16 protein-coding genes are annotated in these 23,696 nt (G+C 68.5%); 8 read left to right on the top strand and 8 right to left on the bottom strand.

Annotated features, from left to right (window positions below; all coding sequences use genetic code 11):
- Positions 1-234: 234 nt before the first annotated feature.
- From H4O13_17315 to H4O13_17290, 6 genes are all read right to left on the bottom strand, one after another.
- Complete coding sequence (locus H4O13_17315; GenBank protein ID MBE5317156.1) at positions 235-2,736, bottom strand: MMPL family transporter; 2,502 nt, start codon at positions 2,734-2,736, stop codon at positions 235-237.
- Between the two features lie 5 nt (positions 2,737-2,741).
- Entirely contained in the window at positions 2,742-3,869 is a 1,128-nt protein-coding gene (locus H4O13_17310; protein MBE5317155.1) for a hypothetical protein, read from the bottom strand.
- A 183-nt stretch (positions 3,870-4,052) separates the two neighbouring features.
- The gene (locus H4O13_17305) at positions 4,053-5,408 is read right to left on the bottom strand and encodes a DUF1329 domain-containing protein (GenBank protein ID MBE5317154.1); all 1,356 of its coding nucleotides are present in this window, start codon (positions 5,406-5,408) and stop codon (positions 4,053-4,055) included.
- A gap of 23 nt (positions 5,409-5,431) precedes the next feature.
- A complete protein-coding gene (locus H4O13_17300) occupies positions 5,432-7,306 on the bottom strand; it encodes a DUF1302 domain-containing protein (protein ID MBE5317153.1) in 1,875 nt (624 codons plus the stop codon).
- Between the two features lie 24 nt (positions 7,307-7,330).
- Positions 7,331-9,478: a lipase gene (locus H4O13_17295; GenBank protein MBE5317152.1), complete on the bottom strand. Its 2,148-nt coding sequence runs from the start codon at positions 9,476-9,478 to the stop codon at positions 7,331-7,333.
- A 133-nt stretch (positions 9,479-9,611) separates the two neighbouring features.
- Positions 9,612-10,541: a hypothetical protein gene (locus tag H4O13_17290; protein MBE5317151.1), complete on the bottom strand. Its 930-nt coding sequence runs from the start codon at positions 10,539-10,541 to the stop codon at positions 9,612-9,614.
- A 72-nt stretch (positions 10,542-10,613) separates the two neighbouring features.
- On the opposite strand from H4O13_17290, the gene H4O13_17285 reads away from it, so the two are divergent.
- From H4O13_17285 to H4O13_17255, 7 genes are all read left to right on the top strand, one after another.
- Positions 10,614-11,984: an SLC13/DASS family transporter gene (locus H4O13_17285; protein MBE5317150.1), complete on the top strand. Its 1,371-nt coding sequence runs from the start codon at positions 10,614-10,616 to the stop codon at positions 11,982-11,984.
- Between the two features lie 354 nt (positions 11,985-12,338).
- Complete coding sequence (locus tag H4O13_17280; GenBank protein MBE5317149.1) at positions 12,339-15,140, top strand: monovalent cation/H+ antiporter subunit A; 2,802 nt, start codon at positions 12,339-12,341, stop codon at positions 15,138-15,140.
- Complete coding sequence (locus H4O13_17275; protein ID MBE5317148.1) at positions 15,140-15,508, top strand: Na+/H+ antiporter subunit C; 369 nt, start codon at positions 15,140-15,142, stop codon at positions 15,506-15,508. Before H4O13_17280 ends, H4O13_17275 begins: the two co-directional genes overlap by 1 nt.
- Positions 15,505-17,076, top strand: a complete 1,572-nt coding sequence (locus H4O13_17270; protein ID MBE5317147.1) for a monovalent cation/H+ antiporter subunit D — start codon at positions 15,505-15,507, stop codon at positions 17,074-17,076. Before H4O13_17275 ends, H4O13_17270 begins: the two co-directional genes overlap by 4 nt.
- Positions 17,076-17,561 (top strand): Na+/H+ antiporter subunit E, encoded by a 486-nt coding sequence (locus tag H4O13_17265; protein ID MBE5317146.1) that lies wholly within the window; start codon positions 17,076-17,078, stop codon positions 17,559-17,561. Before H4O13_17270 ends, H4O13_17265 begins: the two co-directional genes overlap by 1 nt.
- Positions 17,558-17,827: a K+/H+ antiporter subunit F gene (locus H4O13_17260; GenBank protein MBE5317145.1), complete on the top strand. Its 270-nt coding sequence runs from the start codon at positions 17,558-17,560 to the stop codon at positions 17,825-17,827. The genes H4O13_17265 and H4O13_17260 overlap by 4 nt, the downstream gene beginning before the upstream one ends.
- Positions 17,824-18,153 (top strand): Na+/H+ antiporter subunit G, encoded by a 330-nt coding sequence (locus H4O13_17255; protein MBE5317144.1) that lies wholly within the window; start codon positions 17,824-17,826, stop codon positions 18,151-18,153. Before H4O13_17260 ends, H4O13_17255 begins: the two co-directional genes overlap by 4 nt.
- Positions 18,154-18,287: 134 nt before the next feature.
- Here H4O13_17255 and H4O13_17250 read toward each other — a convergent pair whose 3' ends face one another.
- Entirely contained in the window at positions 18,288-19,064 is a 777-nt protein-coding gene (locus H4O13_17250) for a HAMP domain-containing histidine kinase (protein ID MBE5317143.1), read from the bottom strand.
- Positions 19,061-22,327 carry a hypothetical protein gene (locus H4O13_17245; GenBank protein MBE5317142.1) on the bottom strand — a complete coding sequence of 1,089 codons (3,267 nt, stop codon included), beginning with the start codon at positions 22,325-22,327 and terminating at the stop codon, positions 19,061-19,063. The genes H4O13_17250 and H4O13_17245 overlap by 4 nt, the downstream gene beginning before the upstream one ends.
- A gap of 134 nt (positions 22,328-22,461) precedes the next feature.
- Here H4O13_17245 and H4O13_17240 point away from each other — a divergent pair, with 134 nt between their 5' ends.
- Positions 22,462-23,613, top strand: a complete 1,152-nt coding sequence (locus tag H4O13_17240; GenBank protein MBE5317141.1) for a diguanylate cyclase — start codon at positions 22,462-22,464, stop codon at positions 23,611-23,613.
- The last annotated feature ends 83 nt before the right edge of the window (positions 23,614-23,696 follow it).

The following is a 23,696-nucleotide window of genomic DNA, read 5'->3' as shown; positions in this document are numbered from 1 at the left end:
GCTCACCCCGGATCCAGCACTGACGTGCTCGATGCGCGGATGCGCCATGCCCGGCGCGCTGGAAGCTCCGATGCATCGGAGCATCCCGAGGAGCCTGGACGCCCTGCCGAGGGCGCGGAATGGAAGCGCATCGAGTCAGGGCTTTTGTGCATCACTCGCGAGAACCGTCGAGCCGAAAATGGAGAAGGCCCGGGTTCGTCCTGGCAGGACGAACCCGGGCCTTCGACTCCCGCCTCAGGCGCGCGCGAAGCGCGGGCTGAGCTTGGACAGCCAGAACAGCAGGGCTGGGATCAGGACCACGGCGCCGATCATGTTCATGATGAACATGAAGGTCAGCATCAGCCCCATGTCGGCCTGGAACTTCAGCTCAGAGAACACCCAGGTACCCACGCCTGCCGCCAGCGTCAGCGCGGTGTAGAAGATCGCGATGCCCGTGGTCTTCAGCGCAATGAAGTAGGAGTGCGTGAGGTCGTGGCCCTGCTTCAGCGCTTCGGCCATGCGCGCATAGATGTAGATGCCGTAGTCCACGCCGATGCCGACGCCGAGTGCAACCACGCACAGGGTGTTCACCTTCATGCCGATGCCCAGCTCCACCATGAGGGTGTGGCCCAGTTCGGTGACCAGCACCAGCGGCAGCAGGATGCACAGGGCTGCGACCAGGCTGCGGAAACTGATCAGGCACATGACGAACACGGCGGCGTAGAGCAGGTACAGGATGGTGTGCTCGGACGCGCGCACGGTGTCGTTGATTGCCGCCATGACGCCGATGTTGCCGGTGCCCAAGCGCAGATTGACCTCGTCGGTGGTGTAGGTCTCGCCGCGGGCCTCGGCCTCCTTCAGCAGCCCTTCGTGACGGGCGCGGAAGTCGAGATGATAGGCGTTGTTGGCCTCGCGGAACTCCTTCACCGCAGCGACGATACGGTCGATGGTGGTCGCCTTGTGGTCGCTGAGGAACATCATGATCGACATGGCGCTGCAGTCGGAGTTGAGCAGGCCGGTGTCGGTTTCGAAGCTCTGCGTCGACAGACGCAGCGAGTCGCCATCGCGCGGCAAGGTGCGCCAGCGGATATTGCCTTCGTTGTAGCCGGCGTAAACGATCTTCGCCGCCATCGGCAGGCTGATGACCTGCTCCACGCCCTCGACGTTGCGCATGTGCCAGCTGAAGCGGTCGAGCAGCTCCATCGCCGCATAGCTGGTGGTGCAGGCGGACGGACCCGCCTCGGCGATCACGTTGAGGATGTCCACGCCCAGGGCGAAACGCGAGGAGATCATCTCGGCGTCCTGGTTGTAGCGCGCTTCCGGCCACAGCTCGGCGACACCGGCCTGGGCGTCGCCGATCATCACCTTGTCGCCCTCGCGCTCGGCGAAGTACCAGCCGACCACGCCCACGGTCACGAGGATGAAGGCAGGCAGCGGGCGGCTGCCCTTGGCGAGGAAGGCCCAGATGCGGTCGAACTTGGTCAACTGGCGCAGGCGGAACTCGCGCTTCTTCTCAAGGTTGCGCAGGCGCGTGTAGCTCAGCATCACCGGCAGCAGAACGAGGTCGGTCAGGATGGTCAGAGCGACGCCAATCGTCGCCGTGATCGCCAGCTCGCGGACCATGTCGATAGGGATCACCATGATCGCGCCGAAGCCGATACAGCCGGCGACCAGCGCCACCGTGCCCGGCACCAGCAGCATGCGGAACGAGATCTTGGCGGCCTCGAGCGGTCCCACGGCGTACTTGGCGCGCGCGCGCAGCTCGTCAACGCTGCCCTCTTCAAGCCCGCCGAAGAAGATCTCGCCGCGGAAGCGGTTGATCATCTGTTCGCCGTGACTGACCGCGATCGCGAAGATAAGGAACGGCGTCAGCATGTTCATCGGATCGATGCCGAACCCGAGCAGTCGGAGCGCGCCCAACATCCACACCACCGAGATCAGCGCCGCGAACACGGTGAGCGTGGCCAGCTTGACCGAGCTGGAGTAGATGAACAGCAGCAGCCAGGTCATCGCGATGGTCAGGAAGAAGAAGTAGATGACCGAACGCGCGCCGTCGGCGATGTCGCCCACCATCTTGGCGAAACCGATGATGTGGACGGTGTAGTTCTCGTTCTCGTATTTCTGGCGGATATCCTCGAACTGCGCCGCGACCGCCTGGTAGTCGAGGCGCTGGCCCGAGTCTTCCGGAATCAGGTCGGCCCAGACCATCGCACCCGAAAAATCACGCGACACCAGCTGGCCGACGATGCTGGCCTTGACGATGTTGCTGCGGACGGTGGCGAAATCCTCGGGCGTCGCCGTCCAACCCTCCAGATTGGGCGTGAACTCCGGCGGGATGACGTTGCCACCGGCGAAGCCATCCTCGACCACTTCGACGAAGCGGACGTTCGGGGTGAAGATCGAGCGCACGCGCGCATCGTCGGTCTCGTCGATGGCGATCACGTCCGCCGTGACCTTCTCCATCAGTTGGAAGAACTCCTGGTCGAACATGTCGCCGTCCTTGGCCATGACCGCCACCAGGACGCGGTTCGCACCGCCAAAGTTCTGCTCGTACTCGAGGAAGGTCTGCATGTACTCGTGATCGAGCGGGATCTGCTTCTTGAACCCGGCGTCGACCCTGAGCTGGCTGGCGAAATACAGCATCACCACCGTGACGACAGCAAACAGCACGAGCACCAGCGGGCGGGCGCCGAAGACCAGGCGCTCGGCCGTGCGGTGCAGAAAGGTATCGTTGTTGGAACTGGATCCGTGGGCCATGGGATTCACTTCAGCTGGGTGCGGCCGAGGCCTTTCTCGCCAGCGACGACAACATCGCGGGCACCGATGGGCAGAGCGGCGGACAGCACCGGGGTTTCCTGGCGCTCGTTGATGTAGAAGTCCTGGGTGAAGACGCTGGCCCCGGCAGCACGGTGCAGCAGCACGCCGTTCGAGCCGACCAGCAGAACGCTGCCGTCCGCCAGCACCGTCCCACCCTGCAGGCTGAGTTCGGTGCCTGTGTCGAGCTCGGCCCAGGTGTCGCCCATGTCGGTGGTCTCCTGCACATTGCCGCGCAGGCCATAGGCCAGAAGGTGACCCTCACCCAGCGCGAGCACGCCGAACATCGAGCCCTCGTAAGGCAGGCTGAGTCGCTGCCAGCTGGCCCCACCATCCAGTGAACGGAAGGCTGCACCGCGCTCGGCGACGACCATCAGCGCCCCATCAGGCGTGCGGGCGATGCCGTTCAAGTGAGGATCCTCCTCCTCGTCGAGCATCAGCGAGTCCTCATCGAGCAGCCAGTCGGCCTCTTCGCCCTCGGCCGTCTCCGCGCCCGGCGCGGCTTCGTCGGTGGCTTCCGCAGCGGCGGTGGCCGGCTGCGCGTTGGGGTCGACCTGGGTCCAGGTCTGACCGCCGTCGCGGGTCACCAGCATGAGGCTGTAGGCGCCGACCGCGATCACATGGTTCGCATCCAGCGCGATCACATCGAGCAGGGGCGCGCCCTGGGTGGGATCGAACTCGGCATCGAGATCGTCCTCGGGCAACGGCTTCCAGCGGTCTTCGCGCTGGATGGTCCAGGTCAAGCCGCCGTCCTGGCTGGCGAGAATGAGGCCGTCATGCCCCACCGCCCAGGCGCGATCGCCGACAGCAGCGACGCCGGTCAGAGTCGCGCGGGTCGGCACGCCTTCCACCTGGCGCCAGTCGCTGCGTGATTCGGACACCGCGACATGGCCGCGTTCGCCCACGGCGATGGCGCGATTGGCGGCTTCCGCAAAGTCGAGAAACAGGCCCTGTTTCAGAACCAGCGGCCTGAGTTCGGAGGTGAGGGCGGCGGGCTCAGCCGTCTCGGCCGCGGCGCTGCCGCCGGCGAGCGCCATCGCAATGCCTGCGGACGCCGCCGCGAGCTTGAAGATCATCGTTGCCTCCCATTCGTCGCCAGGCCACTCCGGGCCTGGCGTACATGCCTTCTTCGATGATGGCAGTCCCGCAGGGCGGGTGCCTTCGTGCCCACGCTATCCGGAAGCCCAAAACAAAGCCAGCCGCGACTTGGAGGTCGCGGCTGGCAGGTGTTGCGCTCCGCGGAGCCTGACGGCTCGACGTCAGCGGACGCCGCGCGCGCGCAGGTTCTGCGGCGAGTAGCTGTCGGGCGTGCTCTGGTGCGAGAAGTCGACCATGTCGTCCTCGTTGTCCAGACCGCTGACGATGTAGCGGCCGGACTTCAGGTCGTGGTGGGTCTCCAGGGTGGTCCAGAACACCGGCACCTCGTAGTACGTCACCGAGGGCGCTTCCGAGTAGCGCCAGATCTCGCCCTGGCTGTCGTAGTGGTCGAGCACCAGGATCTGCCAGCTGTCCTCGTCGACATAGAAGGTGCGACGCGGATTGATGTGGCGCTGACCTTCCTTGAGCGTCGCTTCGACGACCCACACGCGATGCAGCTCGTAGCGCAGGTAGTCCGGGTTCAGATGGTTGGGACGGATCAGGTCGGCCACCTTCACCTGGTCGCTGTGGGCCTTGTAGGAGTTGTACGGCACGTACATTTCCTTCTTGCCGACCAGCTTCCAGTCGTAGCGGTCGAGCGCGCCGTTGAACATGTCGGTCATGTCATTGGTGCGCAGGCCGTCCGAGGCCGTGCCGGGGTTGTCGTAGGCCACGTTGGGCGCGCGACGCACGCGACGCTGACCGGGGTTGTACACCCAGGCCTGGCGGATCTGTGCCTGCTGGTTCAGGGTTTCGTGCACCAGCAGCACCTGGCCTGCCAGACGGGCCGGGCTTTCGACCACCTGGTAGAAGTACAGCAGGATGTTGTTGATGTCGGCGATGGTGTTGCCCGGCTTGTAGTACAGGCCCAGGAACTCCTCGCGGATGCGCACCAGGTTGAACTGGCCGCTGGTCGTGACCGCCGCCTGGTTGGCCCAACGGGCGCTGGAGACGCCCTTGTACTTCATCTTGTGATTCCAGATGACTTCCTGGCCGTTCTGCGGGATCGGGAAGGGAATGCCTTCCGCCGCGTTCTCGACGCCGTCACCGTTGGCCACCAGCTGGGCGGTGGTCGCGTTCTTGATGCTGAACTCGTACGTGCGCTGCGGGAACGCCGCCGAACGACGGGTCGGATAGATGTCCATCCGGAAGGTCGGATAGCGCTCGAACATCGCCTGCTGGCCGACGCTCAGCTTGTCGGCGTGCTCCTTGTAGTTCGCCGGGGTGATGCTGAACTGCGGGCGGTCGGCGGCGAACGGATCGGGATGGTGATCGCCGACCTTGTAGCCGGCGGGCGGCGTGGTGAGGCCGCCCTCCCAGGCCGGGATGGTGCCCGCCGCATTGCCGGCCTTCTCGGCGCCCATCGGGGTGAGGTCCTTGCCCAGACGGGCTGCCTGCTCGGCGCTGACCGCGGACAGCGCGCCGGTGCTGAAGGTCAGCGCGGCGAGGGCCAGGGCGGTGGTGGTGAACTTGCGCATGGTGCGATTCCTCCTGGCGGGGATCAGAAGAGGTACTTGGCGGAGACCGCCACGAAGTCACGGTCGCTGGTGAGGTTGTAGATGCCGCCGCCCCAGAACGAGGTGTACGACAGGTCCAGCACCCACTTGTTGAGGTAGTTGCCCTCGACGCCGACCGTGGAGGACTTGCGGCCCTTCACGAAGTTGCCGCCGGCACCGGGGGTGGTGCCGTTGACGTCGTGGTTGAAAGCAATGCGCGGCGAGACGTTCCAGGTGCTGCCGCCAACGCTGTTGTAATCGGCGCGCGCCGCGAGGCGATAGCCCCAGGAGAACGAGGTCGCGAAACCGCCGCAGGCGTTGAGCGGATTGCGGCCACCGCCGCTGATCCAATCCGGGCCGCAGCCGGTGTCGGTGCCATCACCCTGGTAAGGCAGAACCTCAACCGCCGGCAGATCCCACACCTTGGTGGCGCCGAACTCGCCGACCGTGGCGATCTGATCCGCGCCGAGGAAATTGCCGGGGCCGAAGGCCTTGGTCAGGGTGAACTGCAGCTGGCTGACTTCATGGCGCTCCCAGCCTTTCAGGTACTGGCCCGGACCGAACTGGCCCAAGCGGCTGCGGAAGCGCAGGAAGGGCTCCTGGATCAGCGGGTTCAGCGGCGACAGGCCGGCGAACAGCACCTCGACGTCGTCGATCTGCAGCGGTGCGTTGTCGCGATAGCTGAGCTCGCCCTGGAAGGCGATGGTGCCGATGTTGGTGTTCCAGCTGAGACCATAGAGGTTGATGTCCTCCGGGTACTCGATGAAGTAGCGGCCGGAGGTCGGGCTGGCATTGGTGATCGAGGTGCCCGACACGAAGGGCAGGCGGCTGTGGTAGCGCAGGTAGTACAGGCCGAACTCGGTGTCGCCGAGCTCGGAGGCGAAGTAGCGCAAAGCCACGCCGAACTGGCCGAGGTCGCGGGCTTCGCGATCGGCGGAGCGCGGGAAGGCGGCGCCGCAGCGCGGATCGGCGGCAGGCGTGGTGCGGCAGACGTTGAAGTTGGCCGGCTCGTCGACCAGACCGAAGTTCAGCATCACGAACTCGCCGCCGACCAGACCGAAATCGTTGTTGGCGAAGTAGGTGCCCGAGGGTTCGACTTCGGTTTCCGACCACTCCAGCAGGTACAGGGTCTCCAGCGCGAGGTTCTCGGTCAGATTGAACGAGGCGAAGATCGAGTTCACCGGCAGGAAGGCTTCCTTCAGCTCAGCGCCCGCCACACGCAGACGCGAAACGTCGACCGGGTTGATGACGTTGATGCCGCCCTGGATGAAGGTGCTTTCGCCCCAGCTCACCACCTGGCGACCGAAGCGGAAGTTGCCGGTGAAATCGTTGGCGATGATGAAATCGCGGTAGACGAAGGCGTCGAGCAGGCGGGCGCGCTTGCCGATGCGCTCCTTGGCCGCGTCGGAAATGTCATCTCGACTCATCGCCTCGAAATCGTAGAAGCCGGTGGCGCGCACGAAGGCGCCCCAGTTCGTCCAGTTCATGCTGATCTCGGAGGTGATGCCGAGCGCGTTCGAGATCAGGTCGCCCTTTTCGTACTTCAGGTTGCCGTCGTCGGAGTTGACCGAAAAACGCCCGGGCGCGGAGGCGGCCAGCGCCTGCGCTTCCGCCCAGCGGTTCTGCTGCTGCAGGGCAGTGACGCGGGCCCCCAGGGTGGGGTCGAGATTGATCTTGCCGACAAGAGCGTTGTTGCGCTCTTCGACGCGCGAGGAGGCGCCGTAGGTCAGCGTGGTGTCGATGCTCATCGTGAAGTCGCCGCGGCTGAACTCGGCCGCGTGCGCGGAGCCTGCCAGCAGGGCGGCGCCTACCGCGAGCGCCATCGGCGCGCGCAGCAGCATCGGACGGCCCGCTCGGACATGCGTGTGGATCTTGGTCATGGTGATGTCCCTTGAGGTGGTCGCTTACTGCGTGCGGATGACGGAGGTGTTGGTGACCTGCACAGCCTGGCCGGCGGAGACGATCAGGCTGGCCATCTGGCCCTGCATCTCGGCGGTGGCGGCCGCGGAGGCGGTCGGGTTCAGCAGCGAGCCGTGGTCACCGGCGGTGAAGCGCACCGCTCCGCGCACGCCAGTGGCGGCCTGGGTGGTGGCGGTGACGGTGGGCAGGCCGAGCGCGGCGATCAATGGCTCGGTGCCGGACAGCGGCGCGCCGGTCACGCGGTTCGGAATGACCTGGTCGGGCAGCACGTTGCTGCCGTTGCCCACCACTTCGTGCAGGACGATGGCATCAGTGGCGGAGGCGAAGCCGTAGTTGACCGGATCAGCCGAGTCGATGATCTGCTGGGTCGCACCGAAGAACTGGTCGTACGAGGGCGTGCCCGGCTGCAGGCCGGCACCGGCGGCCAGACCGGCGCGGATGCGCGGGCCGAAGGTCGGCGAGGCCTCGAGCATGCGCGCGATGCCACCGCCCGGCACCGACAGCAGACCCACATTCACGGTCGACTCCAGCGCGAGGAACGAGGTGCCCACGATCGAACCCAGCGACTGGCCGACGAACGCGACGCGCGAGGCGTCAAGATCGCCCGCACCGTTGGCGTCGAGGTCGATGTTCGGCAGGGTGCGCGCCAGCACGAACAGATCGGCCACGCCCTGGCGCAGATTGTCGCGCGAGGTCAGCAGCGAGCTCAGGTTGATCATGTGCGCGCCGGAATCATCCGCCACGCCGTCCGGGCCCGCCGCACCCGTGGTGTTGTTGATGTAGTCGACGCCGAAGGTGCGCTCGCGGGCGACCGCGCCGAAGGGCGTGTTGCCGATGGCCAGCGGGTTGTTGGCCGGCAGGCCATGCAGCGGCAGGTCGATCGCCACAACCACGAAGCCCTGCGCGGCCAGCGTGGCCGAGATGGCCAGCGCGTCGCTGCGATTGCGGGTGATGCCGTGCTGGAAAATCACCACCGGCCAGCCCGCCGCCGGCTTGGTGCGGCCGGAGTTGGCGTTCGGCACCGTCATCAGCACCGGGATCGTTTCGTTGCCGGTCGCCACCGGGATCGGATTAGCGAAGGTGATGTTGCGCGAGGTCGGGTTCAGGCCGGCCTGGTTGAACGGCGGCACGTAGGCACCCGGGGCCGCGCGCCAGAAGGTGTTGAGCGGCGCCGTCGGGTTCGCCTGGCTCGGCGCCGACAGGTAGTAGGGCACGCGCAGGGTGCCGATGAAGATGTTGGCGACCGGCGGCAGCCCGGCAATCGAGGTGTTGAGGCCCGAGGGCGCCACGGTGATCGCACCCGGCTGGGTGACCGAGCGCACCGCCTGCAGCACAGGAGTGATGCTCTGGGTGGTGGCAACCCAGCTCAGCACCACGGAGTCGCGATTGACGCCGGCCGAAGCGGCGGCGGCGAGATGCGAGTTGGTCAGCTGACGCAGCGGCTCGAGTGCGCAGGCCGTGGCGGTCGGAAGCAGCGGATCGGTGCTCGCGCCTGCAGCGCACAGGGGCGCAGTGCGCTTGGTGAGGAAGTAGGTCTGCGAGGGCGTGCTGTCATTGCCGCGGCTGTCGCGGATGCCGGTCGTCAGCACAGCCATGTAGGAAGTCAGCTGCTTCAGCGGCTTCAGCGGCACGATGGCCCAGCTGCGGCCAGTGCTGTCGCTCGCCTGCGGCGCAGTCGCGAAATCGACGCCCGGGGTCAGCTCGCGCACCACGCGGGTGACGCCGCCACCGGGGCCCGTCAGCGCCACTTCGAACAGGCGCACGCTCTGCCCTGGCACCACCGAGGCGGCATTGGGCGCGTCGCTGAACGAGAACGACCAGGGCGACGTGGTGCTCCAGCCGTCGAGGGTGTTGATCGCGACCTGCGGGTCGCCGAAGTTGGTCGAGCCCTCGCCACCCGCCACGGGGATGTTGAGGGTGAGGTCGGTGGTGCCCGACAGCAGCAGGTTGTTGGGCGTCGGTACGACGCCTGCAGCAGGATCGAAACGAGCGGTGATGATGCCTGCGACCGGCGTGCCGTTGTTGTTGGTCGCCGGCGTTACCGGCACCGCGCGTGGACTGTTGGAGGAGCCGCTGCAGCCTGCGAGCAGCGCGGCCGACAGCGCCAATGCCAGGGTCAATCGAGCCTGCATGTTCGTGTCCTTTCTGGTTATCGGGGGATGGGGCTTCGGTACTGTAGCCAGCCGCGATTAAGGAAGGCAATGCTGCGGCGTATGGCTACGGCTCGCAGCTATGCGGCAGCGCAGCAAACTCTGCGAAGCCGCATCACGACTGGCAATTCCTGACCTCTTCGGTACTGGAATCACGCGTCTCGCGCGCGGCCACGCGCCGCAGTGAGTCCAGGGAAATCCCGAGCAGCGCCCAGCCGTCCTGCGGGCCCAGTTGGTCGAGGTACAGCCTGCGCAGCGTCGCAGCACCTGCCGCCAGGCGTCCGTGCCCACGCGCGAGCACGCCGAGCAGGCCGCGCAGCCCCGGCGTGGGAACCGGTATCACACGCCCACGCAGCCCTTCGACATCCAAGCTGCGCTGCAACATGCAACGAAAGGTAACAGCCTCGGGGCCGGGCAAAGACAGCACCGGCTGCGCCAATGCAGATCGCTCGGATGCAGCGAACACCGCTCGCGCCAGATCAGCGGCGTGCACCGGCTGGCGCAGACCGCGCGCGGCGCGCGGCCACGGCAAGGGCCAGCGCCGAGCGAAGCGCAGCAGCGGCGTCAGGCTGCGATCGATGCCAGCGCCGTGGATCAATCCACAGCGCAGCAGGGTGGCCGTGGCGCCGTGCGTTGCGGCCACGCGGAGAACGCGCTGCTCGTTCGCCAGCAGTGAGGCCGCGAGGGCACGTTCCGCGGGATTCGGCGACTGCTGCTTCCACTCGGCGCTCAAAGACGACAGCGCGAGCACGCGCACGCCTGCGCGAGGCGGATGCCGCTCAAGCCAGGCCGCGAAAGCATCCAGCGGACCGAGCGAACACAGCACGTCCACCGGTTCGCCGTCAGCCAGCAGCGCCTCGAGTGCGGGCGCGTGCTGCAACGAGCCGCAGACCCAGCGCAGGCACGGGTGCTCGGCCGTCCGCGCTTCTCGACTGAGCGCCAGCACCTCTGCGCCCGCCTCGCGCAGCGTCGGCAGCAGGAAGCGGCCGACCGCGCCGCTGCCGCCAAACACCAGCCAGCGAAGTGGAAGGTTCTGTGTCTGCATCGCGCAAGCATGGCACGCACGCGCACCGCAGCCGCTACAGTGCGCGCCGATCTCCTCACCGACACGGCCGATATGCAGACATCCCTTGTCCGCTGGATCAGCGGCCCCGCGCTCGCCGCCCTGGCCTGGGGATTCGGGCCAAGCCTGGGGCTGTCGAACGGCGCCAGCTTCACTCTGGCGGTGACGGCCTGGTGCGCGGCCTGGTGGGTACTGGAGGCCGCGCCGCATGCCATCACGGCGCTGCTGCCGCTGGCGCTGCTGCCTCTGGCCGGCGTGCTCAGTCCACGCGAGGTGGCGGAAGCGTATGGCAATGAACTGATCCTGCTGCTGGTGGGAGGCGCCATGCTGTCGAAGGCACTGGAGCAGGCCGGAGCGCATCGACGGCTGGCGGTCGGCATGGTCCGCGCGTTCGGCGGTGGCGGCGGTCGTGCGCTGGTGTTCGGCTTCGCCGCTGCCTCCGGCCTGTGCAGCATGTGGCTGTCGAACACTGCCACCACGCTGATGCTGGTGCCGGTGGCGCTGGCGATTCTGCAGACCTATCCCGATCGACGCCTGGCCGCACCGCTGCTGCTGTCGATCTGCTATGGCGCCAGCATTGGCGGGCTCGGCACGCCGGTGGGCTCGCCGCCGAATCTGGTGTTCATGCAGGTCTACAGCCAGACCACCGGCTCACCGCTGGGCTTCTCCGACTGGATGGCGTTCGGCTTGCCAACCGTACTGCTGATGCTGCCGCTGATGGCACTGTGGCTGGCGCGCGGGCTGCAGGGCTCGCCCAGCGCAATGCTGCCCGAGATGGGCGCCTGGACAGCGGCCGAGCGGCGCGTGCTGCTGGTCTTCGGACTGGTGGCGCTGGCCTGGATCACCCGCACCGAGCCCTTCGGCGGCTGGCGCGAATGGTGGGATCTGCCGAACGCCAATGACGCCAGCGTGGCCCTGCTCGGCGTGATCGTCATGGCCCTGATGCCCGACGGCAAAGGCGGTCAGCTGCTGGACTGGCAGAGCGCCGAACGGATTCCCTGGGGCGTGATGATCCTGTTCGGCGGCGGCATCGCCATCGCGACTGCGTTCCAGACGTCGGGGCTCTCCGACGCCGCCGCAGGCGTGCTCAGCGGAGCCTTGGCTCTACCGCTGCCGCTGCAGATCGCGCTGATCGCGATCAGCGTCGCCATGCTCTCTGAAATCACCAGCAACACCGCCACGGCGGTGCTGATGATGCCCATCCTGGCGGCCGCTGCGGTCGGGCTGGGTCTCGACCCTGCCGTGTTGATGGCGCCTGCCGTGCTCGCCGTCAGCTGCAGCTTCATGCTGCCGGTGGGCACCGCACCGAATGCCATCGTGTTCGGCACCGGCCTCGTACCCGCACGCGACATGCTGCGCTACGGTTTTGCGCTGAACGTGCTGGGCGCGGTGGTCATCACCCTGGTGTGCTGGGTGGTGCTCTGAAGAGCGGGGATTGGAGATTGGGGATGGGAAGGGCGCGGCGGACTGGGAACCCGCGGCCAACGGTCACGGCCGCAGTGCGCAAGACCCATCGACAACACCAGTACTGAAGCGCATGCCAGCGCCCAAGCTTCGGCGAATCCCCAATCCCCAATCCCCAATCCCCAATCCAGGCTCTACGTACTTATCCGCGCGCTGCCAGCGCAAGTCGCGGAATCGATGGGAAAATCCCGCGGACTCTTCACATCCATGGGCTAGACTAGCCCCGCTGCGCGCGGTCTTCACCCTTGCGGTTGAGCGGTGAAATCATCGCGTGATCAGGTCGCGCGCACGCCTCCCTCGATACGGAATCGCACCATGCTCGAGATCCTGCTCGCTGCGCCCTTCGTGTGCGCCCTGCTGATCGCGCTTGCCCACCGGGCACCGCGCAGCGTGGCCGCCGCGATCGCTGCGCTGGCGCCGCTCACTGGCCTCGCCATCCTCGCTTCGATCACCCCGCAGGTGATGGAGGGCGAGGTCGTCCGCAGCTTCACGCCGTGGATCGCCGAGGCTGGCCTGAACCTGTCGCTGCGCATCGATGGCCTGGCCTGGATGTTTGCCGGGCTGGTGCTCGGCATCGGCCTCCTGATCGTGGTCTACGCGCACTACTACCTGTCGCCCAAGGACAGCGCGCCGCGCTTCTTCGCGTATCTGATGCTGTTCATGGGAGCCATGCTCGGCATGGTCATCGCCGGCAACCTGCTGCTGCTCGCCACCTTCTGGGAGCTCACCTCGATCAGCTCCTTCCTGCTGATCGGCTTCTGGAGCCATCGCGAGGACGCGCGCAAAGGCGCGCGTATGGCGCTCGCCATCACCGGCGCCGGCGGGCTGGCCCTGCTGGCGGGCGTGCTGGTGATCGGCCACATCGTCGGCAGCTACGAGCTGGACGCCGTGCTGGATGCAGGTGATGCGATCCGTGCGCATGCGCTGTATCCGGTTGCGACCCTGCTGGTGCTCGGCGGCGTGGTGACCAAGTCGGCGCAGTTCCCCTTCCATTTCTGGCTGCCGCACGCGATGGCGGCCCCCACGCCGGTCTCGGCCTACCTGCACTCGGCCACCATGGTGAAGGCCGGCGTGTTCCTGCTGGCGCGCATGCATCCGGCGCTGGCCGGCACCGACCTGTGGTTCTACACGGTCAGCGGCTTCGGCGCGGCGACCCTGCTGACCGGTGCCTACCTCGCGATCTTCCAGCACGACCTGAAAGGCCTGCTGGCCTATTCGACGGTGTCGCACCTGGGCCTGATCACCCTGCTGTTCGGCCTGCCCACCGAACTGGCCGTTGTCGCCGGCGTGTTCCACATCCTCAACCACGCGGTGTTCAAGGCCTCGCTGTTCATGGCCGCCGGCATCATCGACCACGAGACCGGCACCCGCGACATTCGCAAGCTGCACGGCCTGCTGAAGACCATGCCGATCACCAGCACGCTGGCGATCATCGCGGCGCTGGCGATGGCCGGCATTCCGTTCTTGAACGGTTTCCTGTCGAAGGAGATGTTCTTCGCTGAAACCCTGCAGATCGAGGGTCACGAGGTGATGGGCTGGGTGCTGGCGATCGCCGCGGTGCTGGCCGGCATTTTCAGCATGGCCTACAGCCTGCGCTTCGTGCACGACTGCTTCTTCACCGGCAGCACCGAAGTGCTCAACAAGACACCGCACGAGCCGCCGCGGATGATGCGGGTGCCGGTCGAACTGCTGGTGCTGCTGTGCCTGGCCGTCGGCATCGCCCCGGCCTGGGTGATCGGGCCGGTGCTGGAAACCGCGGTGCGCGGCGCCACCCACGGCAACGTGCCGGACTACTACCTCGCGGTGTGGCACGGCTTCAACCTGCCGCTGCTGATGAGCGCCATCGCGGTGGGCGGCGGCATCGCGCTGTACTTTGGACTGCGGCGCTTCGTGGCCCTGCATCGCGACGTGCGGCGCTCGCTGGGTTTCGCGGTCTTCCACGCCAAGATCAACGGCCTGGTCAGCCTGGCGCGGCGCGTGACCCAGCGGCTCGAAGACGGCAGCCTGCAGCGCTACCTGCTGCTGATGCTGCTGTCGACGCTGCTGCTGGCCGCTGCACCCTTCCTGATGGGCCACGGCATCGGCGGCTTCGGCGAGGGCCAGCCGATGCCGCTGTTCGGCTGGGTGCTGTGGGCGCTGCTGATCGCCGCCACCATCGCGGTGCCGGTGCTGCACCGGCAGCGTCTGGCCGCGCTGATCGTGATGGGCGGCTGCGGCCTGCTGGTGTCGCTGAGCTTCGTCATGCTGTCGGCGCCGGACCTCGCGCTGACCCAGCTGCTGGTGGAGACGGTCAGCGTGGTGCTTCTGCTGCTGGCGATGAACTATCTGCCCTCCGAGGGCGCCGGCGAACGCAGCGCCCTGCGGCGCTGGCGCGACCTTGGCATCGCGGTCGCCTGCGGCGCCGGCGTCACGGCCCTGGTGTACGCGATCATCACCCGTCCGTTCGACACCGTGGCCGGCGAGATCCTCGCGCGCTCGCTGCCCGAAGGCGGCGGCAGCAATGTGGTCAACGTGATCCTGGTGGACATCCGCGGTTTCGATACCCTGGGCGAACTCACGGTGTTCGGTATCGCCGGCCTGGTGGTGCACGCCCTGCTGCGGCGCGCCTGGGTCGCCCCGGATGAACTGCAGCGCGGCGCGCCTGAGCGTCTGTCGATTCCGAACACCTTGGCGCGCCTGCTGCTGCCGCTGGCGGTGGCGGCTGCGGTCTACCTGTTCCTGCGCGGCCACAACGAGCCGGGCGGTGGCTTCATCGCCGGCCTGGTGCTGGTCTCGCCGATGGTGCTGCAGTACATCCTCTCGGGCAGCCGCTACGTCGAGCAGCGCATCGGCTTCGACTACGCCATGACCATCGGCTGGGGCGTGCTGATCGGCACCGCCACCGGCGTCGCCGCCTGGGTCTTCGGCTACCCCTTCCTGACCAGCGCCTACGGCTATGTCGAGCTGCCCGTCGTCGGCACGTTCGCGCTGTCCTCGGCGATGGCCTTCGACACCGGCGTGCTGCTCGCGGTCTGCGGCGGCGCGCTGTTGATCCTCGCCAGCCTGGGCCACGTGCGCCGTCCGCGCGCGCAGCAGCCCGCCCACCCCGCCATCCACACGGAAGGAGAAGGCGCATGATGGAACTCGCGCTGGCCAGCGCCATCGGGGTGCTCACCGCAGCGGCGATCTACCTGCTGCTGCGTGCACGCACCTTCGATGTGCTGCTCGGCCTCACCCTGTTCTCCTACGCAGTGAATCTGCTCATCTTCTCGATGGGTCGGCTCAAGGTCGGAGCGCCGCCGATCCTGCGCGAAGGCCTCGCACCAACACTGGCCAACCACACCGACCCGCTGCCGCAGGCGCTGGTGCTGACCGCCATCGTCATCAGCTTCGCGATGACCGCGGTAATGGCGGTGGCGGCGATCCGCAACCGCGGCGACAGCGGCAGCGACCACGTTGATGGCCGCGAGCCCGGCGCGGCTGAGCGCGACGGAGGTGAGGCATGAACCACCTGCCCATCCTGCCGATCGTCCTGCCGCTGCTGGCCGGCGCCCTGCTGCTGTTGATCGAGCGCGCTGGCCTCACCGCGCAGCGCGCGCTGGCGGCGGTCGCCATGCTGCTGCAGCTCGGTGTGGCCTGGCTGCTGCTGCAGAGCGCGAGCACGGGTGAGGTCAGCGTCTACCTGCTCGGCGACTGGCCGGCGCAGATCGGCATCAGCCTGGCACTCGACCGCCTGTCGGCGCTGATGGTGGCGACCACCACCGTGCTCGGCAGCGCCGCCCTGCTCTACGCCAGCTCAGGCTGGGACAGTCGCGCCCTGCACTTCCATGCCCTGTTCCAGTTCCAGCTGGCCGGCTTGAACGGCGCCTTCCTCACCGCCGACCTGTTCAACCTGTTCGTGTTCTTCGAGGTGCTGCTGATTGCCAGCTACGGCCTGCTGCTCTCGGGCGGGCGCGGTCCGCGCATCCGCGTGGGCTTCCAGTACGTGGTGTTCAACGTCACCGCCTCGACCCTGTTCCTGGTCGCGCTCGGCCTGTTCTACGGCCTGCTCGGCGTGCTCAACATGCACGAGATGGGCGAGGCCATCGGCCGCGCGCCGATCGAGAACCACGGCCTCATCCTGGCCGCCGGCGGCATCCTGCTGGTGGTGTTCGGCGCCAAGGCGGCGCTCTTGCCGATGTACCTGTGGCTGCCGCAGACCTACGCGCGCTCGCCGGCGCCGGTGGCGGCGCTGTTCGCAATCATGACCAAGCTCGGCATCTACGCGATCCTGCGCGTCTACACGCTGCTGTTCGGGGAAGACGCCGGTGCGCTCGCAGGCTGGGCGGCCGACTGGCTGCTGCCGGCAGGCGCGATCGCACTGGTGCTCGCGAGCCTTGGCGCGCTCGCCGCCAGCAGCCTGCGCGGGCTCGCGGCCTACCTGGTGGTGGTCTCCGCGGCGACGCTGTTCATCGTGCTGGGCCTCGACGCTTCGGCCAGCACCGGGCCGGGTCTGTACTACCTCGTGCACAGCACCTTCGGCGCGGCTGCACTGTTCCTGCTCGCCGATCTGATCCGCCGTCGCCGCGGCAGCGCCGGCGACAGCTTGAAGGCGCTGGTGCCGGTGCCGCACCGCGGCCTGTTCGGCGCGCTCTACCTGCTGATCGCGGTGAGCCTGGTCGGCCTGCCGCCGCTGTCGGGCTTCGTCGGCAAGTTCACCCTGCTGGCGTCGATGGAGAACGCCCAGGCGGCCTGGCTGTGGCCGCTGATCCTGATCTGCAGCCTGCTCTGCCTGATCGCCATGGCGCGCGCCGGCAGCCAGCTGTTCTGGAAGAGCGGCGGCGTGCGCGACGACGACGACTCGGAGGCCGAGGCGGGCGCGCTGCGTCCCGCCCGGGCCGAGCTGATCGCCGTCGGCGCGCTGGTTGCGCTCGGCATCGGCATGAGCCTGTTCGCCAACCCGCTGCTGCGCTACAGCCGCGAGACCGCGCAGCAGGTGCATTCCACCCAGGACTACCGGCGCGCGGTCGAGGCCGCGGCGCCGCGCCTGCGCTCCGCCACGCCGCTGGCGCCTGCTGCCGGGGAGGCCCCGTGATGAAGACGCTGTTTCCCGCGCCGCTGCTGAGCCTGTGCGTGTTCGTGGTGTGGCTGCTGCTGGTCGGCAGCGTCGAACCCGGGCACCTGCTGCTGGCGAGCGTCCAGGCCGTGCTGCTGCCGCAGATCGCCCAGCGTCTGCGTCATGGCCCGGCCGGTATCCGCCGTCCGTGGGTGGCGCTGCGCCTGTTGCTGGTGGTGCTCTGGGACATCGTGGTCTCCAACATCCAGGTGGCCAAGCTGATCCTGGGGCGCGAGGCCAACATCCACCCGGGCTTCCTGTGGCTGCCGCTGGAGGTGCGCAACCCGCACGCCATCGCCACGCTCGCCGGCATCATCACCATGACCCCGGGCACGCTGAGCGCCGAGGTCAGCGCCGACAACCGCTACCTGCTGGTGCACTGCTTCAGCCTCGACGACGAGGCCGGCACCATCGCCCAGATCAAGCAGCGCTACGAGGCCCCGCTGAAGGAGATCTTCGAATGATCGACACCGTGATCGGCATCGTCATGGGCATGCTGCTCGTGGCCCTGTGCCTCTCGGGCTGGCGCCTCCTGCGCGGGCCGTCGATCGAGGACCGCATCCTCGCCATCGACACGATGTACATCAACACCATCGCGCTGCTGATGCTGCTCGGCATGCAGCTGCGCTCGGACGTCTACTTCGAAGCCGTGCTGGTGATCGCCATGCTCGGCTTCGTCGGCACCTTGGCACTGTCGCGCTATGCGATGCGCAGGGACATCATCGAATGAACATCGACAGCGTTCTTGAGTACCTGATGGCCGCACTGCTGTTGACGGGCGGATTCTTCGCGATCGTCGGCAGCTACGGACTGTTCAAGCTCGGCAGCTTCGAGAAGCGGCTGCACGGGCCGACCAAGGCGACCACGCTGGGCGTTGGCGGCATCCTGATCGCCTCGATGCTGTTCCACCTGTTCTGGAGCGAGGCTTTCAGCCTGCGCGAACTGCTGATCACGCTGTTCCTGTTCATCACCGCACCGGTGTCGGCGCTGATGATGATGCGCGCGCACCTGGCGCGCCGCGCGGACCGCCCGCGGGCGCCCACCGTCAGCGAGTAAGCCGTCCAGTGGGCAAGGTATGGCCCGCCCGCGGGAGCGATGTGTGGGCAGCCCGGTGGGTCAAGACCCACCCTATGCACCCCCGTTACCCCATAGGGTGGGTCTTGACCCACCGCTCGGCGCACTCGGCCGGCTCAGCCGACCGGCGCGGGCAGCCACAGACGAAAGCGCGTGCCCTGCCCCGGCAGCGAGGCCACGCCGATGTCGCCGCCGAGCGCACGAACGGCCTCGCGGACGTAGGCGAGCCCCAGCCCGCTGCCGCCCGCCTCGCGCCGTCGGCTGAAGCCGCGCTCGAACACGCGATCGATGTCCTGCGGCGCGATGCCGATGCCGTTGTCGTCAATCTCGACCACCAGCTGCCCGCCGTGACGCAGACAGCGGCTGCGCAGGCGACCGCGAAAGCCTGCGCCCTCCTGCTCGGCGCGCCGCGCGATGGCCTGCACCGCGTTGATGGCCAGGTTGAGCAGCACCCGGTCCAGCACCGCGAGCGGCCCGTGCCAGGGCTGGACGGCGGTCGACTCTTCGCCGACATCGATGATTCGCCCGCTGCGCGCCGAGGCCAACCGGATCGCCGCGCGCAGGCGCTCGGCAAGGTCGAAAGCCTCGCTCGCCGCCGCCGCGCCCTGGCCCTGGGCGCGCAGCTCTTCGACCAGGCCGGCCATGCGCTGCTGCGCGGCAGCCAGCGTGTCGATGCGCTCGGCGAAGCTGTTGAAGCGCTGCTCGAAGTGGGCGCGCACCGCCGGGTCGAGATCCTCGCCTGCCAGCGTCAGCAGCTCACTGTGGAAGGCCTTGAGCTCGGTCTCGATGTCTTGCGTGGACAGCCGAGCGATGCCCAGCGGGTTGCCGAGCTCGTGCGCCAACAGGGCCGCCTGCGCGGCGGGCAACAGCCAGGGCGGATGCGCGGCGCTCAACGGGGCAGCTCCAGAGTGAAGCAGGAACCCTCGCCCGCCGTGGACTCCACGCGGATGCGGCCGCCGTGATCGGCGGCGATTCCCCAGGCCACCGACAGGCCAAGGCCGCTGCCCTGACCGACCGGACGGGTGGTGAAGAAGGGCTCGAAGAGGTGGGGCAGCACCTCGGGTGCGATCCCGCAGCCGTTGTCGCAGAGCGCGAACTCGAAGCGCTCGGTGAGCACGCGCACGCGAATCCTGAGCTGTCCCTGCCAGCCGGCGGGCGCATGCTCGCGCTGCGCTTCGATCGCCAGCGCGGCGTTCTCCAGGATCGAGAGAAAAGCCTGCGACAAGCGCGCCGGCTGGCAGAGCAGCGGCGGCAGCGGTGGGATGTCGGCGTCAAGCTCGATACCGCCGCCGCGCAGGCGTGCATCCATCAGCTGCAGGGCGGCGCGCAGCGGCTCATCGGCAGGCGCGAACTTGCGCTCGGATTCGTCAAGCCGCGAGAAAACGCGCAGGGCCTGGACGATGTGGCTGATGCGGTGGCTGCCCTCGGCGACCGTGGCGAGCTGCGCCGCCAGCGCCTCGACCCGACGGGCGATCGCCGCAGCCACCTCGGGCTCCAGATCGTCGCCGCCCAGCACCTGCAGAAAGCGGTAGAACTCGGCCAGGGCTGCATCGGCATTGCGGCTGGCCAGCTGCACATAGTTCGCCGGATTGTTCAGCTCATGCGCAAGCCCGGCCGTGAGTTGGCCAGCCGCGGCGAGTCGCTCGCTCAGGGCGAGCTTGCCGAGCGCTGCGGTGAGATCCGCCGTGCGCGCCTCGACCTCACGCTGCAGACGCTGGCGCTGCGCTTCCAGCTGACGCATGCGCAGGCCGACGACAGCGGCGGCGAACCCGATGGCAAGCAGCACGAACAGCACGCGCGCGCCCAGGGTGTCCCACCAGAACGGCTGCACCTGCAGCGGCAGGCGCGCCTCGGCGGCGGCTTCGGTGCCCTCGGCGTTGCGCACGCGCACGCGGAACACGTAGTCGCCGTGCGGCAGGTTGGTGTAGGTGGCGATCCGGCGCCCGCGCGGGGCTTCGATCCAGTCGTCGTCGAAGCCGTCGAGCCGGTAGCCGAACTGCAGCTGCTCGGGCGCAACGTATTCGGGTGCAGCGAAGTGCAGGCTCAGCGTGCGCGCCTGTGCCGGCGGCAGCACCAGCGCGTCCAGTCGATGCAGCGGCCTGGGCAGTACGCTCGATTCGCGGTCCGACGCCGCTTCGATGCGGCGGTTGTCGAGCTCGAGCGCGGTCAGCAGCGGTGCGGGCGGCGGCGGTGCCCGGCCGACATCGGCCGGGTCGAACAGCGTCAGGCCGTCAGGGCCGGCAAACGCCAGCACGCCGCGGCTGGTGCGCGCGCGCGCGCCGATCCAGTAGCGCCCCAGTACACCGTCGGCAGCGTCGTAACGGCGCAGCTCGCCGCTGGCCGGATCGAAGTGCGCGATCGCCCCATTGATGCTGATCCACAGCCGGCCCTCGGTGTCCTCCAGCAGCGCGTTCAGGCTGCCCGCCGCCAGCGCCGTTGCCGCCAGCGCCGGGCGCAGGCCGACCCGGGCGGGATCGCGGTTGGCGCCCGGCTGCAGTTCGAGCAGGCCGCCGCCGTAGGTGGCCAGCCACAGGCGACCGTCGCTGGCCTGCAGCAGGGCCGAGGGCCCTGCCGGCAGCTGGCCCGGGCCGGGTGGCGTCATCACCGGATGGCGGTGACGCAGCGCACCGCTGCGACGATCGAACCAGTACAGGCCGTCATGCGCGCCGAGCACCACCGTGTCGGCATCGAGCGCTTCGATGAAGGTCACGATGGCCGGCAGCGGGTGTTCGGCCAGCACCGCGCCGCGCTGGCGATCGACGACGAACAGGCCGCGCGTGTCGGCGGCGATCCAGACACGTTCGCCGTCGACCAGAAAGCGCCGTGAGCGCACGCTCTGCAGCGCCGGCGGCAGCGGCGCAGGCTGCAGCCGCCCCTCGCGATCGAGCACGTGCAGGCCATCGCGACTGGCCAACCACAGGCCCTCCGGCTGCAGATCCATCGAGTACACGAAGCCGCCTGGCGCTGCCGCGACCTCGCTCAGCTCGCCGAGCTCGGGGCGGAATCGGTACAGCGCCTCGGCCCCGCCCAGCCACAGCGCATCGCCCTCGGCGACCAGGGCAGCGATGCCGGGCGCACGCAGCGCGCGGGTCGCGATCGAGTCCGGGTCGTAGCTGCGGAAGCGGTTGTTGTAGGCGCTGAGTCGGCTGGCGCCGCCTTCCCAGGTGCCGATCCAGAGGGTGCCGGCGCGGTCCTCCAGCAGCGACATCACCCGTCCACGGCTCAGGCTGTGGCGCTGGTGCCGCTGATGCGCATGGCGCAGCACCTGCAGGCGGCCGCTGGCGTCCTCGCGATAGGCCTGCAGGCCCGTCTCATCGCCAGCCCAGACCGCGCCGCTACGGTCGACCCGCAGGCTGCGCACGTCGCTGCGCGCCTGCGGCGCCTGCTGCCAGGTGCCGGTGGCGAGATCGAGCAGGGACAGGGGCAGCTGTTCGCCGCCCACCCACAGCCGCCGTCTTGCATCCACGGCCAGCGCGTGGACCGGGCGACCATCGGCCGCACCGGCCGGCGCCCGCGCGAAGTGCGCCGTTTCCGGGTCGAAGCGCCACAGGCCATCGACCGTGCCCACCCACAGCACGCCCTCGACCATCAGCAGGGCGTGCACGCGCTGATCGGTCCGCTGACCCGGCAGGCGGAAACTGGCGAAGCCGCCGTCGGCGCCGCGCAGGGACAGGCCTGCATCGGTGCCGATCCACAGCCGCCCCCGCTCATCCACGTGCAGGGCCAGCACGCTGTCGCCGGCCAGGCTGCGCGGATCATCGGGCCGCTGGCGGAAAACCTCGAAGCGTTCCTCGTCCGGACGCAGCCGGTTGAGACCCGCCTGCGTGCCGATCCACAGCGCGCCCTCGGCATCCACGGCGAGTGCGCTCACCCAGTTGTTCGACAGGCTGCCCGGCCTTGCCGCGTCGGGCCGAAACACGCGGAACTCGAAACCGTCGAAACGGTTGAGCCCATCCTGGGTGCCCAGCCAGACGAAGCCCTGCGCATCCTGCGCCAGCGCCAGCACGCTGCCCTGCGACAGCCCGGACTCCTGATCGAGCCTGCGGAAACTCAGATCAACAGGATCGAGCGCCGCCGGCAGCGGCAGCGGCAGCAGGCACAGCAGGCAGGCGCAGAACCAGGCGAGCGCGGAGCGACGCAGGATCGTGGACGGCACGTCGAACCCTCGAAGGCGACCGCGCCGATGCTAGCCGACATTGTCAGCCCTGGCGCGCTTGGCGGACGGCCGCGGCTGCCGCATGATCGCGTCCAGCGCGCGTTGCCGCAGCGCGCAGCCCAGGGGGGCACCGCGTGAGCGTGTTCAAGAAGGAACGTCTGCCGCCCGAGGAGCGATCCATCGAGCCCAGCCACAGCGTGCTGGTGGTCGACGACGAGCCCGGCAATCTGAGCGTGCTGCGCGCTCTGCTGTCCCCGCACTACCGCGTGCTGGAAGCCGACGGCGGCGCCGCCGCGCTGGCACTGCTCGACGCGCTGCCGCGCGAGCGTCTGCCGAGCGTGATCCTGAGCGACCAGCGCATGCCCGGAATGAGCGGCGTCGAGCTGTGCAGCCAGCTCGGACAGCGCCTGCCGGAGGCGATCCGCATTATCGTCACCGGCTTTGTCGACGTCGGCGCCGTGGTCGAGGCGATCAACCGCGCCGGCATCCACAAGTTTGTGGTCAAGCCCTACGACCGCGACCAGCTGCTGCTGACCGTCGAACGCGCCATCGAAACCTACGAGATGCGCCGCCGCATCGAGCGCCACGTGCAGGAGCTCGAAGCCACCGTGCAGCAGCGCACCGCCGAACTCGAGGCGGCCAACGCCGCCCTGCGTGCGGCCAACGCCGAGATCGAACGGGTCAGCCTGACCGACCCGCTGACCGGCCTTGGCAACCGCCGCGACGCCAGCCGGCGGCTGGAGGCCAGCGCCGACGAACGCCGCCACACCGAATCCAGTCGCCAGGTGGTGCTGATGCTCGACATCGACCACTTCAAGCAGGTCAACGATGCCTACGGCCACGCCGGCGGCGACGCCCTGCTGGTCGCGTTCGCCGACCTGCTGAGGCTGCACTGCCGCAGCGATGACCTCGCCGTGCGCTGGGGCGGCGAAGAGTTCCTGATGCGTTTCGGCGTGCGCGACGAAGCGCATGCCCTGGCGCGCGCTGAAGCGCTGCGCGTCGCCATCCGGGAGGCGCGCTTCGCGCTCGGCGGCGGCCGCCAGGGCCGCTGCACCAGCTCGATCGGTCTGGCCTGCCTGCCGCTCGACCCGAAACGCCCGGACTGGCTGGACTGGCAGCAGGTGATAGACCTCGCCGATCACGCCCTCTACCTGGCCAAGCGCGGCGGCCGCGACCGGGTGGTCGGGCTGTTCGCCACAGGGCTCGCTCCCTGTCCAAGCGACAGCGCCAGCGCCGAGGCCCTGCTCGCCGCCGGCTGCATCGAGGTGCGCCTGGCAGGCTGTTGAGATACAGCCTGCTGATCCGGCCAGGGATGGCCGGGACGACGAAGCAAGCGCGTAAGCGATGGATGTGTCGTGAGCCGGTACGG

The sequence above is a fragment of the Lysobacterales bacterium genome (assembly GCA_014946745.1).
Taxonomy (GTDB): domain Bacteria; phylum Pseudomonadota; class Gammaproteobacteria; order Xanthomonadales; family Xanthomonadaceae; genus Aquimonas.
The sequence above is the reverse complement of the archived record's forward strand: the minus strand, read 5'-3'. Positions and strand labels throughout refer to the sequence as shown.